This is a genomic window from Eilatimonas milleporae (genome assembly GCF_003688555.1).
Lineage (GTDB): Bacteria > Pseudomonadota > Alphaproteobacteria > Sphingomonadales > Kordiimonadaceae > Eilatimonas > Eilatimonas milleporae.
In genome coordinates this window covers 508,546-524,580 of record NZ_REFR01000010.1, presented here as the reverse complement: position 1 = coordinate 524,580, position 16,035 = coordinate 508,546, and the positions used below count along the sequence as shown (strand labels likewise).

The 16,035-nt window shown below is 58.2% G+C and carries 13 protein-coding genes; 9 read left to right on the top strand and 4 right to left on the bottom strand.

The features are described 5' to 3' along the window. Positions 1 to 13 precede the first annotated feature (13 nt). The 8 genes from BXY39_RS07125 (at position 14) to BXY39_RS07090 (ending at position 8,641) form a co-directional block, all read left to right on the top strand. Complete coding sequence (locus BXY39_RS07125; protein WP_245998994.1) at positions 14 to 772, top strand: isoprenyl transferase; 759 nt, start codon at positions 14 to 16, stop codon at positions 770 to 772. Between the two features lie 55 nt (positions 773 to 827). After that, positions 828 to 1,679, top strand: a complete 852-nt coding sequence (locus tag BXY39_RS07120; RefSeq protein WP_121938144.1) for a phosphatidate cytidylyltransferase — start codon at positions 828 to 830, stop codon at positions 1,677 to 1,679. Positions 1,680 to 1,701: 22 nt separating this feature from the next. Beyond that, the gene (locus tag BXY39_RS07115) at positions 1,702 to 2,883 is read left to right on the top strand and encodes a 1-deoxy-D-xylulose-5-phosphate reductoisomerase (protein WP_121938143.1); all 1,182 of its coding nucleotides are present in this window, start codon (positions 1,702 to 1,704) and stop codon (positions 2,881 to 2,883) included. A 79-nt stretch (positions 2,884 to 2,962) separates the two neighbouring features. Further along, positions 2,963 to 4,069: an RIP metalloprotease RseP gene (gene rseP, locus BXY39_RS07110; RefSeq protein ID WP_211332122.1), complete on the top strand. Its 1,107-nt coding sequence runs from the start codon at positions 2,963 to 2,965 to the stop codon at positions 4,067 to 4,069. Positions 4,070 to 4,191: 122 nt separating this feature from the next. After that, entirely contained in the window at positions 4,192 to 6,744 is a 2,553-nt protein-coding gene (gene bamA / locus BXY39_RS07105; RefSeq protein WP_170163688.1) for an outer membrane protein assembly factor BamA, read from the top strand. Between the two features lie 43 nt (positions 6,745 to 6,787). Continuing rightward, positions 6,788 to 7,387 carry an OmpH/Skp family outer membrane protein gene (locus tag BXY39_RS07100; protein ID WP_121938141.1) on the top strand — a complete coding sequence of 200 codons (600 nt, stop codon included), beginning with the start codon at positions 6,788 to 6,790 and terminating at the stop codon, positions 7,385 to 7,387. A gap of 42 nt (positions 7,388 to 7,429) precedes the next feature. After that, positions 7,430 to 7,870 carry a 3-hydroxyacyl-ACP dehydratase FabZ gene (gene fabZ / locus BXY39_RS07095; protein WP_121938140.1) on the top strand — a complete coding sequence of 147 codons (441 nt, stop codon included), beginning with the start codon at positions 7,430 to 7,432 and terminating at the stop codon, positions 7,868 to 7,870. Between the two features lie 174 nt (positions 7,871 to 8,044). Continuing rightward, positions 8,045 to 8,641, top strand: a complete 597-nt coding sequence (locus tag BXY39_RS07090) for a calcium-binding protein (protein ID WP_121938139.1) — start codon at positions 8,045 to 8,047, stop codon at positions 8,639 to 8,641. Positions 8,642 to 8,839: 198 nt separating this feature from the next. Here the strand turns inward: BXY39_RS07090 and BXY39_RS07085 are convergent, their stop codons facing one another. From BXY39_RS07085 to gltX, 3 genes are all read right to left on the bottom strand, one after another. Beyond that, entirely contained in the window at positions 8,840 to 9,679 is an 840-nt protein-coding gene (locus tag BXY39_RS07085) for a class I SAM-dependent methyltransferase (RefSeq protein ID WP_170163687.1), read from the bottom strand. 238 nt (positions 9,680 to 9,917) lie between these two features. Next, on the bottom strand, positions 9,918 to 11,207 hold the full coding sequence (locus BXY39_RS07080) for a citrate synthase (RefSeq protein ID WP_121938137.1): 1,290 nt from the start codon (positions 11,205 to 11,207) through the stop codon (positions 9,918 to 9,920). 45 nt (positions 11,208 to 11,252) lie between these two features. After that, positions 11,253 to 12,659: a glutamate--tRNA ligase gene (gene gltX, locus BXY39_RS07075; RefSeq protein ID WP_245998993.1), complete on the bottom strand. Its 1,407-nt coding sequence runs from the start codon at positions 12,657 to 12,659 to the stop codon at positions 11,253 to 11,255. A gap of 327 nt (positions 12,660 to 12,986) precedes the next feature. Between gltX and BXY39_RS07070 the strand changes: the two genes are divergently transcribed. Beyond that, positions 12,987 to 15,197 (top strand): ComEC/Rec2 family competence protein, encoded by a 2,211-nt coding sequence (locus BXY39_RS07070; RefSeq protein WP_170163686.1) that lies wholly within the window; start codon positions 12,987 to 12,989, stop codon positions 15,195 to 15,197. Positions 15,198 to 15,255: 58 nt separating this feature from the next. Here BXY39_RS07070 and lexA read toward each other — a convergent pair whose 3' ends face one another. Continuing rightward, the gene (lexA, locus tag BXY39_RS07065; RefSeq protein WP_121938135.1) at positions 15,256 to 16,020 is read right to left on the bottom strand and encodes a transcriptional repressor LexA; all 765 of its coding nucleotides are present in this window, start codon (positions 16,018 to 16,020) and stop codon (positions 15,256 to 15,258) included. Positions 16,021 to 16,035 lie beyond the last annotated feature (15 nt).

The window sequence follows — 16,035 nt, the reverse complement described above, 5'->3', positions numbered from 1 at the left end:
AACCGACCGCCTCATGACATCATCCGCCATAAATGCCGGTCCTTCCGCTGATATGGCCGGCGGCGCTTCAGGCGCCATACCCGGCCATGTCGCCATCATCATGGATGGCAATGGCCGTTGGGCGGCAGCCAGGGGGCTGCCGCGCTCCATGGGGCATCGCAAAGGCGTCGATGCGGTCCGCGAAGCGGTGGAAGCAGCGGCTGAAAACGGCATCGGCTATTTGACACTGTTCGCGTTCTCCTCCGAAAACTGGAACCGCCATCCGTCGGAAGTGCGGGACCTGATGGGCCTCCTGCGGATGTATCTCAAATCCGAAATCAAGGCCCTGGACAAGGAGGATATCCGGCTGCGTGTAATCGGACGGCGTGACAATCTCGCGGACGATATCAATCGCATGATTGACGAGGCCGAAGCACTCACCCATGACAACACGCGCATGACACTTGTCATCGCGCTCAGCTATGGCGGGCGGGGCGAGATTGTCGATGCCGCCCGCGCCATTGCTACCGCCGTGGTCGAGGGCAGGGAGTCCCTGGAAAATATTACCGAGGAGCGTTTTGCCTCCTTCCTGTCAACACACGATATTCCGGACCCGGATCTGATCATACGCACCAGCGGCGAGCAGCGCATTTCCAACTTCCTGCTGTGGCAGACCGCCTATGCCGAACTGCTGTTTCTGGACGTCTTGTGGCCTGATTTTGGTGAGGACCATTTTACCCACGCTCTGCAATGGTTTGCAGGACGCGAACGCCGCTTCGGGACACGTCCGTGATGCCGGCACCGCCGTGCCCGGACTGCCGGTGGAGCCGGCAGGGACGTGATATGTGATGATATCCCGAAATTTAAGCCAGAGGATAGCGGCAGCGCTTCTGCTGCTGCCGCCGGTTCTCGCACTGATCTATGCTGGTGGTATAGTGTTTACCGGTCTCTTGGCCGTTGCCGCCTTTTTCATGTTGACGGAATGGAACAGGGTCACGGAGCAGGCCGGCCGGACGGGGACGGTGGCAGCCATTCTGTTTGTCTTTCTGTTGACGGCAGGAAGCTGGTGGATCGGAGCGGGCGGTGCGGCCGGACGCCCTGATGCGGTCGCCCTTTTCCTGGCGATGGCCATGGCGGGGCTTTGTATGCTTGTCTGGCTGGTGCCGCCTGGCCCCCGGGAAAATGGCAATCCTGTCAGCAGGCCGTCCCTGCGCTGGCTTGTGGCGGGCGGTCTATACGTGGGGATGGCCGTTCTCGCCATTGCCTGGCTGCGCACACTTGACAGCAACGGCGAATTGATTGTCTGGCTGTTCTTCTGCGTTTGGGCAACCGATGTCGGGGGATATTTCTTCGGCAAGGGGATCGGCGGACCGAAACTGGCCCCTACGATCAGCCCCAAGAAAACCTGGGCGGGATTTTTCGGCGGGGTTTTTCTGGCCGTGGTCGCGGCCCTGCTGTTTTCCACTCTTTTCGGCTGGGATCGCTCCCTGCTGTTTCTGTCCGGCGCAGGGGTTTGTGTTTCCGTTATGGCACAGATCGGCGATTTGTTTGAAAGCCTGATAAAACGCCGTTTTGGTGCCAAGGACTCCGGGGATCTGATCCCCGGCCATGGCGGCGTATTGGACCGGGTGGACGGGCTGGTTTTCGCCGCTCCGGCAACGGCTATTGCCATTGGTATGCAGTCTTGGGCCCAAATATGAATATGCGCGGGGGGTTTGCAGGATGAATGACCAACAGCGATCCTTGACGGTTTTGGGGGCGACGGGGTCTGTCGGGGCCAGCACACTTGATCTTGTCCGCCGCAATCGGGGCCGTTTCCGTATTGTCGCCCTGACGGCCAATCGCCGTGTGAACGAACTGGCCGCACTGGCGCGGGAGTTCCGCCCGCAACTGGCCGTGGTGGCGGACCCGTCCCGGTATCATGACCTGAAAGACGCCCTGGCCGATTGTCCGGATGTGAAGGTTGGCGCCGGGTTGGACGCCCTTGCGGAGGCAGCCGATATGCCTAGCGACATGGTCATGGCCGCCATTGTCGGCGCGGCGGGGCTCAAACCCACCATGCATGCGGTTGCCCGCGGCACTGTCCTCATTCTTGCCAATAAGGAATGTCTGGTTTGCGCCGGCGATCTGATGATCGCACAGGCGCGGGAGGCCGGTACGACCCTGTTGCCCGCGGACTCGGAACATAATGCCATTTTCCAGGTTCTGGACCGCACGGCCCCGGACAGTGTCGAACGACTGACCCTGACGGCATCCGGTGGGCCGTTCCGTATGTTGCCGATGGACCGTTTTGCGACCGTGTCCCCGGACGAGGCGGTCGCCCACCCCAATTGGGACATGGGTCGCAAGATTTCGGTGGACAGTGCGACAATGATGAACAAGGGCCTCGAAGTGATCGAGGCCCATCATCTTTTCAATATGCCCAGTAAGACAATCGATGTGGTCATCCATCCGCAGTCGGTCATACACTCGCTGGTGCATTATGTGGACGGCAGCGTACTGGCGCAGCTGGGTACGGCGGACATGCGTATACCCATTGCCTACTGCCTGGGCTGGCCTGAACGGTTGGAAACCCCCTGTAAGCGGCTTGATCTGGCCGGATTGGGTGAAATGACGTTTCAGGCCCCCGAGGCAGCGCGCTTTCCGTGTCTGTTTCTGGCCCGCGCCGCGCTTGAGGCCGGCGGTGCTGCCAGTCTTGTCCTGAATGCCGCCAATGAAGTGGCCGTTGCCGCCTTTCTCGGTGGCGACATCGGTTTTCTGGACATTTCCGCGATCGTAAGCGAAACCTTGGAGACGGCAGACATGAAAGCGCCACAATGTCTGGCAAGTGTCATGGAGGCCGATTCCGCCGCCCGCCGATTGGCCGAGGCGGCGGCCTTGCGCCGGGCAGCACGCTCCGCATAAAAGCGGAACCGCATTCGCGGCAAACAGACAGAAACGAAAATACCGAAACCGCCAGTGGGGCAGATAAGCGGAGAAAAGAATGGATACTGAAGGGGCCGGGCTGATGCTCACCTTACTGTCTTTCGTTGTGGGGTTCAGCCTGCTGGTTTTCATTCATGAATGGGGCCATTACAGCGTCGCCAGACTGTTCGGCGTACGCATAGACTCTTTTGCCATCGGTTTCGGACGCGAGCTTTTCGGCTGGACGGACAAACGCGGCGTACGCTGGAAATTCTGCATGCTGCCGCTGGGCGGCTATGTAAAATTCCACGGTGATCAGAGTGCCGCCTCAAACCCCGGCGCCGTCGAAGGGCTGAGCGAGGAAGAGCGCAAGGACTGTTTCCATTTTAAACCTTTGTGGCAAAGGGCGCTGATCGTTTTTGCCGGCCCCGCCATCAATCTGATCGCGGCCGCTGTGGTGTTCGCCGGTTTCTACCTGACATACGGGATCACTGTGGCCGAACCCGTGGTCGCAACCGTTCAGCCGGACTCGGCCGCTGAACAGGCCGGCATGCTGCCGGGCGACAGAATTCTCGCCGTCAGCGGTGAAACGGTGGAACGTTTCACGGATATCGGCTCTTTGGTCCGTCTTTATCCGGGCCGTGAAACCACTGTGCTGGTTGAACGTGACAGGACCCCGATTGCCCTGACGGTCACTTTTGGCACACGCTATCTGGAGGACCGTTTCGGGAACCGGTACCCTTACGGCATTCTCGGGGTTGCCTCCGGCCCCGCCACGCGTGTCACTCTGGGCCCCATAGAGGCGCTGGCCGAAGGCGGGCGTCAGACCGTCTCCATGATACAGTCCATTTTCATCACTCTGGGGCAAATGGTGATGGGAATCCGCTCGATCGAGGAAGTGGGCGGCCCCTTGCGCATTGTCACCATGACGGGCGATGCCGCCGCTCAGGGCCTTGAAAACTGGATTTGGTTCCTTGCGCTCATTTCCATCAATCTTGGTGTTGTCAATCTGCTGCCCATTCCTGTACTAGACGGCGGTCATTTAATGTTCTACGCCATCGAGGCGCTCAAGGGGTCGCCTCTTAGCCAAAGGGCACAGGAACTGGGATATATGGCCGGCTTGGCGCTTATGCTGCTTTTCATGGTCGTCGTCACCCTGAATGACTTGCAATCAATGGCTCTCTAGGCCAGTGTCGCGGCCGAATGTGCCGATAAAAAACAAACCGGGCAGAGCGGGTGCATGTAGTGAGCATGGGTTGGTTCAAGCGTCTTTTCCTTGTCAATTTTATAATTTGGGGCGGGGCACTGGTGGCGGATGCGGCGTGGCTGTCGGCCGGTTTTGGCCGTGCCGCCGCTCAGGACACGCAGGCTGAACAGCCCGCGGCACCCGTTTATCCGCCGATCCGGCAGATTACCGTTGTCGGCAATGAACGGGTCGAACCGGAGACCATCGCCTCTTATCTGGCCGTGCGGGCAGGCGATCCGTTTGATCCGGCCCTGCTTGACCGCAGCCTGAAGAACCTGTTCGCGACTGGCCTGTTTTCCGATGTGGAATTGTCCGAGCGGGGTGGTGTCCTGATCATTCGGGTGGTGGAAAACCCCATCATCAACCGCATCGTCTTCGAGGGGAACAAACGCCTTGACCGGGACGAACTGCTGGAAGAGGTCCGCCTGCGTCCACGCATGGTCTTTACCCGTGCCAAGGTGCGCGCCGATGTCCAGCGCATGCTGGAACTGTATCGCCGGTCCGGCCGTTTCGCCGCCATCATCGAACCGAAAGTGGTGGAACAGGCACAGAACCGTGTCGATCTGGTTTTCGAAGTGCAGGAAGGCCCCAAGACGAAGGTCAGCCGTATCAATTTCATCGGCAACAAGCGATACAGCGACGGCGATCTGCGCGATGTTCTCGCGACAAAGGAATCGCGCTGGTGGAAACTGTTTACCTCCAACGACACGTTCGATCCTGACCGCCTGGCCTACGACCAGCAGGTCCTGCGCCAGTATTATCTGAACGAAGGCTATGCGGACTTCCGCGTCGTCTCCGCCGTATCGGAACTGACACCGGACCGCGAGGATTTTTTCATCACCTTCACCGTGGAAGAGGGGGAAATCTATTCTTTCGGCAAGGTCGACGTGGAATCCGAAATCCGCGATGTCAATGAGGACCTGTTCCGCGCTTTTCTGCTGATGCGTGAAGGCATGACCTACAATGCAGAGGCCATTGAGAGAACCATCGAAGCCCTGACCAATGCTGCGGGCCTTCTGGGGTATGCCTTCGTCGATGTGCGTCCACGGCTCAACCGCGACCGTGAAACCCGCACCATTGATATCACTTTCAATATTCTCGACGCCCCGCGCGTCTATGTGGAACGCATCAACATCCACGGCAATGTGCGTACACTGGACCGGGTGATCCGCCGCGAATTCCGGCTTCAGGAAGGGGACGCGTTCAATTCGGCCCTGGTGACACGCTCGGAAAACCGTCTCAATCGCCTGAACTTTTTCCGTGAGGTTCAGGTGGAGCAGCAGCGCGGCTCGCTGCCCGACCGAATGGTTCTGGATGTGCGCGTCGAGGAACAGGCCACCGGTCAGTTGAATGTCGGCGCCGGCTTCTCAAGCCTTGAGAATTTCATCTTCGATGTGAACATTCAGGAACAGAACCTGCTCGGCAAGGGGCAGCGCCTGAACCTGGGTCTACGCCTGTCCGGCGCGCGGCAGGATATCACCTTGGGCTTTACCGAACCCTATCTGGGCGGCCGCGCGGTGGCTGGTGGTATTGATGTATTCCGTACGCGACTTGATGACAGCCTGTTCAATACTGGTTTCAGTCAGGACCGGATCGGTTTTTCCCTCAGGGCGGGCATGGCCATCAGCGAATACTGGACCCTGTCGACGCGCTACACAGTGCGCCAGGATGATATACAGTTGACCAATCGCGGACTGGAAAGCTTCATCGTTAATACATTGGCCCGCTTCCAACAGTTTCAGGGCGAAAGTGATGAGGATTTTCTGGAACGCATCGCTGGTGTGGATGTGGACGGTGACGGCGATGTGGACAGGGGCGATCTTGACACCAATGACAGCGGGGCGGTCGATTTTGATGAAATTTCCCCGTTCATAAACCGGATCACCGCAGAGACCATCGGGAACCGCCTTCAGTCCATTCTGGGCTATACGGTTGGCTTTGACACCAGAAACAATCTGTTCCGCCCGACACGCGGTACGTCCTTCTTCTTCAGCCAGGATTTTGCAGGCCTGGGCGGCGATGTCACCTATTTGCGCAACCGGGTCAATTTCGACCATTACTGGACACCGTTTGCCGGCTGGACATTGCGTCTGGGCGGTGAGGCCGGCTTTATCGAAGGCATCGGACAGAATGTTCTGACAAATGATAAATTTTTTATCGGTGGGCCGCGCATACGCGGTTTCGACAATGCCGGCATCGGTCCGCGCGACCTTTCCCAGGGCCGTCAGGGCGGCGCCCTTGGCGGGACGGCCTTTTATATCGGCCGGACGGAACTGTTCTTCCCGTTGGGCGAAGCGGCGCTCGAACTCGGGATCAACGCCTCTATCTTTGCCGATGTCGGGTCTCTCTGGCGTTCGCAAATCGGTCAAGACGAGATACCACAGTGTGATCTGTCGCTTGACCAGTTTGACCTCTGGGTTCAGACAGGCGAAACCGGCGGGGCCAATTTCAATTGTCTTGCAGGGGACTCGCAGGCGCCGCGCGTGGCCGTCGGTATCGGGTTTTCCTGGCAATCGCCCTTCGGTCCGTTCCGGATTGACCTGACACGCGCATTGCGCCGACAGGTCGGGGATGATACGCAGTCGCTACAGTTCAATGTGGGGACCGCATTCTAAGGCGCCGTGAAGCGGCCGGATAAAACGAAACGTAAGGCAGAACATGATGACGAAACTGACCCGTATCCTGCGTATAAGTGTGGCAGGCCTTTTCCTCAGCCTTGGTCTCGGGGCGGTGGCCCATGCCCAGATCCTGATCGTCGATGATGACCGGGTGGAGAAAGAAGCGGCCGCATACAAGGATTTCAATCTGCAAACAGTCGAGTTTCGGCAGAATATCCTGCAACTGCGCCAGTATATCTCGCGCGGCGGTGTGCTGGAACAGCAGCTGGCCGATCTGGAAAAGCGTAAATCCATCATCGGCGCGGACAAGTACGAGGAAGAGCGGAACAATCTGGCCAACCAGATGGCACAGGCCCAGCAATCCCTCGCCGTTCTCGAATATCAGTTCGACAAGCTGCGCCAGGAAGCCATGGTGCAGGTGGAACGCGCCCGCCAGCCGGTCATCCGCGCTCTTCTCGACGAACGCCAGGGTCAGGTCATCATGCTGAAGCGCCTTGTCCTCGGCCATGCCTCCGGAATGGACGTCACCACCGAATTTATCGAGCGCCTCGACAGTGAACTGCCGTCCGTGACACTGAACCTGCCGGAACGCGCGGCTGGCGGCGGTGGTGAAGGCACTGGTAACAGTGGCGGCAATTGACCGCAGCCAGCCTTGGGTGACGGACAACGGGACGTTTCAACAATGACGGCGTTCAACATCAAGGACATCATGCGGCTCATTCCGCACCGCTACCCCTTCCTGCTGGTGGACAAGGTGGTGGATGTGGACCCCGGCGAACGGGCCACGGGCATCAAGAATGTCACAATGAACGAGCCCTTCTTCCAGGGGCACTTCCCGCAGGAACCGGTTATGCCCGGCGTGCTGATTCTGGAAGCCATGGCCCAGACGGCTGCCGTTCTGGCACTGGATTATCTGGGCGAGGGCAGTCATGGAAAGGTCGTCTATTTCATGGGGATTGACGGCGCCAAGTTCCGCAAGCCCGTGGTGCCGGGCGATACGTTGCACATGCATCTGACCAAGGAACGCAGCCGCGGTACCGTCTGGCGCTTCAGCGCGGAAGCGTTCGTCGATGATGCAAAAGTCTGTGAAGCACAACTGATGGCCATGCTCAGCGACGGTTGACGCCACTCAGTCACTCAATCAGTGGTATTAAATTAATTAGGCCTCCAGCGAGAGTTTTGGAGGCTTTTTTATGAAATTTTTATACTGAGATAGTTTTAATGCATCTTAAGCGTTAATTTTAAGTTGACCGTTGAGGTCAAGTACATTTTTAACGTGCATCATTAGGAGGTCTATATGTCTTTCAATTTCATTACGGGAACAGATGGCGATGATAGCCTACTGGGAACAGATGGCGCTGATGCTATTTTTGCGAGAAACGGTCGTGATACCGTTGACGGTGCTGGCGGCAATGATGAAATCGGCGGGGCCGATGGCCGCGACCTACTGATAGGAGGTACAGGCAACGATACAATTTTCGGGAATGATGAAGAAGATACTATTGAAGGTGGTGCTGGTAATGATCGCCTTTTTGGTGGGCGTGGTGATGACACGATTGTGGGAGGAACTGGCAACGATAGGATCACTGGGGGTAATAGAAATGATGATCTAATCGGTGGCGATGGCTTTGACACGTTTGTTTTCTTCGATGGCGATGATAGCGACACAATATCAGACTATAATCCAGATCAAGACGTCCTTAGTTTTCCTGACAATAACAGTGTAACAATAAGAGAGGTTGTGCAGTTCAACATTCCAACAGGTTTTCTCATAGAAGCTGGTGGCGGAGATGGAGTAAGAATTCTAGAGTTTAACCCTACATATTCAAGTGTAGATCTTGCTAACTCTATTCTTGATGCTAATGTAAATTTTGGTTCCCCTATTTTTCTCTGAAAACCACTATGTAGAATGTCTAAAAATAGAGTGTGCAAATAATATCGAAAATCTGTCTAGTCATGGTAAATTATCTTTGACATAGATAAGAAATTCCAAGTGTGATTGAGTATACTGGTTTTTGGAGCCAGTTTATACTCCAATTCAAGCCCTCGGAAAGTCTTTCCGGGGGCTTTTCACTGGACGGTGATCACTTCACTACTGCTTTCCCTTGTAGGATTTCAGCAACTCTTTGTCACTCAAAGGCGTCTCGCGTTTGATGCCGGCAAAATAATATGCCGAGGCCGCGTCAAAGGCACCGGCCCTGTCACGGGTGAAGCGATCTGTCAGGCGAAAAGGATAAGTGGCGAAGCGTGCCACATGACGAACAACCGACGCCAACCAGGGTGTGGTAAACAGGGTGCTGAAAAAATATTCAACCGCCCAGGCCACAGCCATACCCGGTCCGTTCGATACGCCCGATCTGATTTCGTCATACTGCCGCCACAGCAGCCGGTGCCCCAAATGGGTAAACCGGGTGAAATCATAGCGCCCCATATGAACCTGCTGCATGAAGGGCGTGTTGGCATAGACCGCGCCACCGGTTTTCAGAACCCGGGTGATCTCTTCGACAACCCGTGTCGGATTGACGACATGCTCAAGAACGGCGGCGGCGATGACAATGTCGAAGGCCCCGTCGCCAAACGGCAGATCATGCGCGTCGGCAACGACGTCGGTCAGCGGCCAAAGGGCAACGTCCGTATATGTCACTTCGACCGTTTTCGGCATCAGGAACACGGCTTCACCGGCACCGATCACCAGAACGTTCGGTCTCTGAACGACACGACAGATATCCTCGATCAGATGGTCGCTCGTATAGTCGCTCGCGTGCGAGGACAAGCCGGGCGCCATATTTTTAAGCAAGTTACGGATACCCATGGGAAAACCCTTGCGGTTGGCGCGCAGGTGCATCTTGGTCGCGTCGTCCTGATCCAGATAATCGTCAAAGGAAAAAAGACTGCGGTCTTCACAGATCAGGATCGGGGTGTCCCGCACCATGGGATATGTCTGCCGGCAGGCAGGATTGCGGCAGGACAACTGTCTTTTGCCGTTATCGGGACTTAAGCGACCGGCATGACATTTCGGGCACTGATACCGCATGATACCGCCTTCATACCATCGCGACCGGCCGGGCAGAACCGGTTTGTCCTCGTATCGGGGATAAATAGCCGTCATGAAAAAGCCGGCCCAGGACAGGGCCGGCTTTCCTGTTTTGCAGTATGCCTTGCGGCAGGACTTATCCGCGTTTTTCCAGCGGAACGTAATCCCGCGTGGCGGCACCGGTATACAATTGGCGCGGACGACCGATTTTCTGTGCCGGATCCTCGATCATTTCCTTCCACTGGGCAATCCAGCCGCTGGTCCGCGCAAGCGCGAACAGCACGGTAAACATTTCCGTCGGGAAACCCATCGCCTTCAGAATGATGCCGGAATAGAAATCCACGTTCGGGTACAGCTTTTTCGAGATGAAATACTCATCTTCGAGGGCAATCTTCTCCAACTCCATCGCCACATCGAACAGCGGGTCTTCCACGCCGAGTTCGCCCAGAACCTCATGGGCGGTTTTGCGCATGACCGTCGCGCGGGGGTCGAAATTCTTATAAACACGGTGGCCAAAGCCCATCAGGCGGAACGGGTCATCCTTGTCCTTGGCGCGGGCGATGAATTCCGGGATACGGTCGACCGTGCCGATTTCCTGCAACATGTTCAGGCAGGCCTCATTGGCGCCGCCATGGGCGGGACCCCACAGGCAGGCAATGCCGGCGGCAATACAGGCAAACGGATTGGCTCCGGACGAGCCGGCCAGCCGCACCGTGGATGTGGAAGCATTCTGTTCATGATCGGCATGCAGGATGAAGATCAGGTCCATGGCCCGCTCCAGTGTCGGGCTCAGCTTATACTCCTCGGCAGGCACCGAGAACATCATGTTGAGGAAGTTGCCGCTGTAGCTCAGGTCATTGCGCGGATAGACAAACGGCTGACCGACGGAATATTTGTAGGCCATGGCAGCGATCGTCGGCATTTTTGCGATCAGGCGATAGGATGCCACCATGCGCTGGTGCGGATCGGCGATATCCGTGCTGTCATGGTAGAAGGCTGCCATGGCGCCAACCACGCCCACCATGATCGCCATCGGGTGCGCATCACGGCGGAAACCACCGAAAAAGTTGCGCAGCTGTTCATGCAGCATGGTGTGATAGGTGATGTCATGGACGAATTTCGCCTTTTCGTCCGGTGTCGGCAGTTCACCGAACAGCAGCAGATAACAGACTTCCATGTAATCACTGTGTTCAGCCAGCTGTTCGATGGGATACCCACGATACAGCAGCTCTCCTTTATCCCCATCGATATAGGTGATTTTGGATTCACAGCTTGCGGTCGATGTGAAGCCGGGATCGAAGGTGAACATGTCGGACTGCGCATACAGTTTGCGCACATCGATCACTTTCGGTCCGACCGACCCTTCAAGAATGGGCAAATCGACGGACAGGCTGCCGCCCGCCAATGTGAGGGACTCTTTTGTCATGGTCTCACTCCTTCCATGGCATGCCATTGACGGCGGGGTGCCGTCTCAGGCCAATTGGTCACTCAGCCGGGCAAGAACCTCATCCCGGCCCAGAATGACAAGAATTCCGGCCAGATCGCCTGCCGGTTTGCCGCCCGTCATCGCGGCACGCACCGGCTGCATGATCTGCCCCATTTTCAATCCCTTGCTCGACGCTGCCGCCTTCAGGGCATCGCGTATGGCGTCTTCCGACCATATATCCGTGGCGGCGAGCGCGCTGTGCGCCACGGTCAGCGCCTCGCGCGACTTGGCCAGCAGGCCGGCTGTCTTGTCGTCCAGAACTAACGGGCGACTGTTACAGAACGGGGTCGCAATGCCGGCAAGGGCGTCAAGGGTCTGTGCGCGTTCCACCAGATCGGGCAGGGCCGCGATGACGCGGGCGCGCTCAGCCTCAATCGGGCGACGCTCCAGATGTTTCACAAGATACGGGTCCAGAATGTGCAGAAGATCGCCGGAAGACAGGCCCTGCATATAGTGATGGTTCAGATGACCCAGCTTGTCGAAATCGAAACGGGATGCGCCGCGGCCAATGCCCTCCAGATCAAACCACTCTTTCGCCTCTGCGGTCGATATGATCTCGGCATCGCCCCGGCTCCATCCGAGACGCAGCAGATAATTGCGCATGGCCTCCGGCAGGTAGCCCATGTCGCGGTAGGCCTCGACCCCGAGGGCGCCGTGGCGTTTGGACAGCTTTTTGCCGTCAGGTCCGTGGATAAGCGGAATATGTGCCATCGCCGGTGTCGTCCAGCCCAGGGCGTTATAAAGCTGATGCTGCCGGAAAGCATTGTTCAGATGATCGTCACCACGAACAACATGGGTCACACCCATATCGTGGTCGTCCACCACCACGGCCAGCATATAGGTCGGCGTTCCATCGGACCGCAGAAGGATCATGTCGTCCAGCGTATCATTGGAAACTTCCACCCGTCCCTGGACACGGTCCTCGATAATGGTGCTGCCTTCACGCGGCATTTTCAGGCGTACGGCATGCGGCCTGTCCGGGTCTGCCGGGGGTTCGCGGTCGCGCCACAGGTCGCCGCGGAATGTCTGTCCCGCTGCCCGGGCCGCCTCGCGCGCGGCCTGTAATTCCTCCGGCGTGGCATAACAAGGGTAGGCCTTGCCCTCGGCCAGCAGGCGTTCGGCGACCTGGCGGTGCCGCTCGGACCGTTCATACTGGCTGACAGCCTCGCCGTCCCAGTCGAGACCAAGCCATTTCAGTCCTGCCAGAATGGCGGCAACGGCGACATCCGTGGACCGTTCACGGTCGGTATCCTCGATTCGCAACAAAAAGGTTCCGCCGTGCCGCCGCGCATACAGCCAGTTGAACAATGCCGTGCGTGCGCCGCCTATGTGCAGAAATCCCGTCGGCGACGGGGCAAAACGTGTCACAACCTGGGGCATGTCGTTCGGCATGCTCATTCCCTGACTTGGTCATTGATGCAGAAGGGGCGGCGCAGATGCGTTGGCGTACTCAGGCACCCCCGGAAGCCGATCCGGCGATTGCGGATCAGCGATCGTGCGGTGCTTCTAGCACAGCTTTCCGTGCCTGACAAATTCAACTGGACCGGCCGGTACCGTCACTGATACCGCAGTGCAATAAATTGTTTCTTGCAGTGCAGAAAGTAAGCCTTGCCATACAAAAAGCCGAAAACCCTGACACGGGCTACCGGCTTCTTCCTTTGTATCTTAAGGTGGCATCAACCATTCATAATTTCCGACAAAACCAAGAGATGTAGAAGCTTGGCCCGAAAAAGCGATCTGAAACGTGACCTGAAGCATGATCTGAAAGTCGGAGCGGAAACCGGCGGTGCATACCTCAGGGCATATCTGTTGTCCGTCTTGGGCCTGCCGTCGGCACGATTGCATCCTGACTGGGCCGTCATCGCCACGGCCTGTTTTTTCGGTTGTGGCGCGGCAGTCTACTTCGCCCTGGAATTTGAACCGCCTTTGACAATACTGTTCCTGAGTGCAGGCATGACCACAGCCATCGCCATTCTGTCCGGAACAAAAATCCGGACAGTGGCCATTGGCACGCTAATCCTCATCCTCGGATGCCTCGGCGCCAGCCTGGAAAGCCGCCTTTTCGGCGTTCCCGCTTCTGTGATAAGTCCGCAAACCGTTCAGCTCACAGGGCGCCTTCTTGATATCGAACGCTTTCCGGACAGGCCCTGGCGCCTGACAGTGCGGATCGGGACCGCTGATCGGCCCGGTCTGACGGGGCGTGCCGTCAGGCTCAACGACCGGACCGCTGGCAGGGACGAACTTGCCATCGGCATGCAGCTCACCCTGCGGGCCCGCCTGATGCCCCCACCAGGACCGGCCGTGCCAGGTGGCTTTAACTATGCCCGAAAAGCCTATTTCGACGGCTTGTCAGCCGTCGGTTTCGTTCTTGCGCATCTGAATACGGACGACGGTGTCGATAACGTGTCCCACCCACAGGATACTGTTTTGAGCGACGTGCGCGACCGGATTGCCGCCCGTATACGAGCGGTTATGCCGGGGCAGGCCGGCGCCCTCGCGGCCGCTTTCATGGTCGGGCGGCGTGATGGCCTGTCGACCGACAGTGTCGCGGCCATGCGCAGCGCCGGACTGGCACATCTGCTGGCGATCTCTGGCCTGCATATGGGATTGATTGTAGGGTTGGCGTTTTTCCTGGCCGAATGGCTGATCGCTGTCATGCCGGTCATACGGGATCGTGTGATCCCCCGCCGTACCGCCGCCATTGCCGCTTGGGGCGTTGGGTTCGCCTACCTGTTGCTGTCCGGTTTTTCCGTGGCGACGGTGCGTGCGTTTCTCATGGTTAGTATCGCGTTGCTGGCTGTGCTCCTGGAGCGGCGGGTTCTGTCCATGCGTAGCGTTGCCTTGGCCGCCTTGACTATTTTGCTTCTATCCCCATCCAGTATTGTCAGTGTCAGCTTTCAGATGTCCTTTGCCGCCACCGCCGCACTGGTGCTGGTGTATGAACGCGCACGCCACCGGCTTGGTGGCGCGGATGGGGCATCTCCTCACACTGAAAACTGGGCCACAGGCTGGCTGCGCAAGGGCGCGCGGTTTTTCCTGCTCAGCCTGTTGACCACGCTGATTGCCCAGGTCGCCATTACCCCGGTCGCGCTCTACCATTTTCAAAGTGTGTCACTGATTGCCCTGGCCGCCAACCTGACCGTCATGCCACTGATGGTTTTCTGGGTGATGCCGATGACGCTCATGACACTGGCCTGCGACCTGTTCGGCTTGGCAGGCCTGGTTGCCCCTCTGTTCAAGCCGGGGCTTGAACAGATTCTCAGCCTGGCGGAATTCTGGGCGGGCAAACCCGGCAGTGTGTTTTTCAGCGGCGCGATTTCCGTATCGTTTCTGTGCTTCAGTATGGCCGCTTTGGCGTGGGCCGCGATGTGGCACTGCACCCGCACAGGTCTGGCCGGCGCCATCCCGCTGCTCCTGGCTGGGTTCATCACCGTGGCTTTTGACAGCAAGGCCGATCTGATCCTGTCCGGCCGCAATCCCAGAATTGCCATGCCCGGTTTGGCGGAAAATCGTTTAATGATGACGGGCCGCCTGACGGACGGTTTCCGGCAGGATGTCTGGCGTCGGTATTGGGGGCTGGACGGTGCAGCTACGCTTATGCCTGTGCCGGAAGACTGCGGCCCGGACGGCTGCATGATCACCGTCCACAGGGGCAAGGGCAGGGTCAGCCTGCCAAAAACCCTGGCAGCCGTCCGGGAAGATTGCCGTCAGCCCGTGTTGGTGGTTCTGCCGCGTCTTTGGCGGCATTATTGCCACGGCCCGGCCATATGGATCACCCGCGAGGATATCGACCGGTACGGTCCCGTCGCCGTCACATTTGCGGCCGCGCCACCCGGTCTACCGCTCCGGATTGCTTACAGCCGGCCGAAACACCCCCGCCGCCCATGGCATGCCGGCTGGGCTGTGTCCGAAATGTCCATTCAAAAGTAAGGACATCCCGCACAAGGCCCATTGCCTTGTGGGTCAGGGCAGCCCTTTGGCACGGGCCTTAGTGATATCTGCGGTACAGCCCCACAAGCCGGCCCTGAATCTGTACCCGCTCGGCTTCATAAATCTGGGTATCATGTGTCCGGTTGGCCGGTATCAGCGCCACATGCCGTCCTTGCCGGCGCACGGTCTTGAGCGTGGCTTCTTCCCGGTCGACAAGGGCAACGACAACCTCGCCGTCCCGTGCGGTCTCACAGCTTTCAATCAGAACGGTATCGCCGTCCAGAATACCCAGGTCGACCATTGAATCGCCATCCACTTCCAGAGCGTAACAGGCATCACCGCCACCCGTCAGTCCTTCCGGTACCTGAATATAGCTGTCCGGCTGCTCGATGGCTTCAATCGGGGTACCGGCGGCGATACGCCCATGCAGGGGAATGTCAACCACCGACGGCCCTTGCGGTCTGGTGGAAACGTCCCTGCCGGAATGGGCAATGGGGGCGGCCGGCGATACGGTTGGCCCGGCCGTCGGCACTGCTTTCGGCATGGCGGGAAAGCGGCCTCGCACGACCGTGGCATCCCGGCCAGCATTGTCTGCGACACCGTCAAAGCCGTCCGGCAATCGCAAAATCTCAAGCGCGCGGGCACGGTTGGCCAGGCGGCGGATGAACCCGCGCTCTTCCAGCGCACCGATCAGCCGGTGCACACCGGATTTCGATTTCAGGCCAAGAGCGTCCTTCATTTCATCGAAGGAGGGAGACACCCCCGTCTCGCTCAGACGGTCATGGATAAACAAAAGCAACTGGTGCTGTTTTGCGGTCAGCATGACGGTGTTCCTCAC